The 2,374-nt window shown below is 75.9% G+C and carries 1 protein-coding gene; it reads left to right on the top strand.

Annotated features, from left to right (window positions below):
• Positions 1-2,352, top strand: a 2,352-nt coding sequence (locus tag AC5LSR_RS01445; RefSeq protein ID WP_493468068.1) for a SpoIIE family protein phosphatase, incomplete at its 5' end; no start/stop codon positions are given.
• Positions 2,353-2,374 lie beyond the last annotated feature (22 nt).

Here is a 2,374-nt window from a genome sequence, read left to right as displayed (position 1 = left end):
GGACGGACCGGACAGGACGAGCAGGATGAACAGGACGAGCAGGTTCGCCTGGTCACGGCGGCATTGTCACGCGCTGTAAGCGTTGACGAGGTCGCCGTCGTGGTGCTCGACGCCGGCCGGCAGGTACTGGGGGCGAACGGGCGGGGGATCGCCCTGGTCGACGAGGTCGACAACTGCCTGCGTTTCCGGTCGCTGCTCGGTTACCCTGCGCTCCTTGCCCAGGCGTGGTCGGGGATCGGCCTGGACGCGTCCCACCCGGTCGCGGAGGCGGTCCGTGGCGCCTCGCCGCTGTTCCTCCTCGACCGGGAAGAGCTGACCGCGCGGTGGCCCGCGCCCGAGCAGGCCGCGGTCCTCGCCGAGGCCGACGAGCATGCCTGGGCGATCCTGCCACTGGCGACCGTCGACGCGCCGTTCGGCGTCCTGCTGTTCGGGTTCCGGGCCCGGCAGGCGTTCTCCGCGGCCGACCGCGCGTATCTGGCCGCGCTCGCCGACCAGTGCGCCCGGGCGCTGGAACGCGCGACGCTGTTCGAGCGCGTCCTGGCCGAGGCCCGCTCCAGCCGCCGGGCGGAGGAGACCGCCCGCACCGCCGCGGCCGCGGCCCGGGAGGCCGGCCGTCGCCTCGAGCTGCTCGCCCGGGCGACCGGGGCGGTCGGCAGCGCGCTGGAGGAGCCCGAGCGGGCCCTGCGGGCGCTCACCGACGTCATCGTGGGCGAACTGGCCGACTCGTGCGCGGTCTACCTGGTCGAGCCCGGCTCGGACGATCCGGCTGGCCCGGACGATCCGGCTGGCCCGGACGATCCGGGCGGCCCGGACGGCCCGGACGGCCCGGGCGGCCCGGACGCCCCGGCTGGCCCGGACGCCGGCCCGGCCGGGGCGCCGGTGCTGCGGCGGGCGGTCGTGTCGGTGCGCCCCGGCCTGACCCAGCTGCCGATACCCCGGGCCCGGACGGGCCGGTGGCCGCGGGACAGCCCGGTCAACCTCGCCGCGCTCACCGGGCGTGGGCACATCGCCCCGCTGGCCGGCGCCTCCTGGCTGTCGTCCACCGACATGGCGCGCTGGATGGGGCATGTCGGCGCGCACACCCTCGCCGCCGTGCCGCTGGTCCTGCGCGGCCAGGTGGCTGGTGTGGTCAGCCTGATGGCCGCCGGCGACCGGCCGCCGTACACCGAGGCCGACGTGGCCTTCCTCGAGGAGCTCGCGGCCCGCGCGGCGGTCGCGGTCGAGCACGCGGAGCTCTACCGGCGCAGCCGGGACACCGCGCTGACCCTGCAGCGCAGCCTGCTGCCACCGACCGTGGTCGAGCCGGAGGGGCTGGAGATCGCCGCCCGCTACGTGCCCGGGGTCGAGGACACCGAGGTCGGCGGGGACTGGTTCGACGTGATCGACCTCGGCGCGGGCCGGGTGGGCCTGGTCATCGGTGACGTCATGGGCCGCGGGGTCCGGGCCGCGGCGATCATGGGCCAGCTGCGGACCGCGGTGCGGACCTGCGCCCGCCTGGAGCTGTCCCCGTACGAGGTGCTGGCCCTGCTCGACGGCGTGGTCAGCGAGATCGACGAGGGCCAGATCGCCACCTGCATCTACGGCGTCATCGAGCCGCACACGGGCCTGTTGACGCTGGCGAACGCGGGGCACCCGCCGCCGTTGGTGGTGGCCCCCGACGGCCTGGTGTCGCGGCTGTACATGGAGGTCGGCACCCCGCTCGGGCTCGGCCGCGGCGACGTCAAGGAGTACACCGTCCGGCTGCACCGGGGGGCGCTGCTGGTCCTGTTCACCGACGGGCTGGTGGAGAGCCGGGAGCGTGACATCGACGCCGGCGTCTCGGACCTGGCCGCGGTGCTCGCCCGGCAGGACGGCTCCCTGGGCAGACGGGCCGACCAGGCCCTGGAGGCCCTCGGCCGGGACGCCGGCCATGACGACGACGTGGCCCTGCTGCTGGTGGGGCTGCCCGACACCGACGCGGGCGGGGCGACCCGCTACGCCGACATCACGGTCCCCGACGGGCCGGCCGGCCTCGGCGCGGCCCGGGGACGCGCCTGCGACCTGCTGCGGACGTGGTCGGTGGACGCCGACACCGTCGACTCCGTGGTCCTGCTGATGTCGGAGCTGGTCACCAACGCGCTGGTGCACGGCCGGTCCCCACTGTCCGTGCGGCTGCGCCGGACCGGGTCCCGGGTGATCGTGGAGGTTTCCGACCGTGACCCGCGGCTGCCCCGGCGCCGGCACGCCGACTTCGACGACGAAGGCGGCCGGGGCCTCGAGCTGGTCTCGCTCATCGCGTCCCGCTGGGGGACCAGGTCGGTCGGCGACGGCAAGGTCGTGTGGGCGGAGATCGCCGCGCCTCCGCTGCCGTGACACTTCCGTGATGCTGCCGTGA

The organism is Protofrankia sp. CiP1_Cm_nod4 (assembly GCF_982290645.1).
The sequence above is the reverse complement of the archived record's forward strand: the minus strand, read 5'-3'. Positions and strand labels throughout refer to the sequence as shown.